The sequence below is a fragment of the Candidatus Protochlamydia sp. R18 genome, from assembly GCF_000648255.1.
Classification (GTDB): Bacteria; Chlamydiota; Chlamydiia; order Chlamydiales; family Parachlamydiaceae; genus Protochlamydia; species Protochlamydia amoebophila.
In genome coordinates, this window is the sequence record NZ_BASL01000133.1 from 1 (window position 1) to 325 (window position 325).

Annotated in this window: 1 pseudogene; it reads left to right on the forward strand. The window is 44.0% G+C overall.

Annotated elements, in window-relative coordinates:
• A pseudogene (locus TY19_RS00060) lies at positions 1-325 on the forward strand (hypothetical protein); the annotation flags it as partial.

Consider the following 325-nt stretch of genomic DNA (forward strand, 5'->3'; position numbering starts at 1 on the left):
ACCATTTTACGGATGCAGGATTAGCCCATTTGGCACCTTTGGTGGCTTTACAGCATTTGGAGCTAAGTGAGTGCGAAAAGCTAACGGATGCAGGATTAGCGCATTTGGCATCTTTGGTGGCTTTACAGCATTTAGAATTAAGCTGTTGCAGAAATCTTACTGACGCTGGATTGACGCATTTGACACCTTTAGTGGCTTTACAGCACTTAGATCTGAGTTCGTGCAAAAAACTCACGGATGCTGGATTAGAGCATTTGACACCTTTAGTGGCTTTACAGCATTTAGACCTAAGCCGTTGCAGAAATCTTACTGACGCTGGATTAGC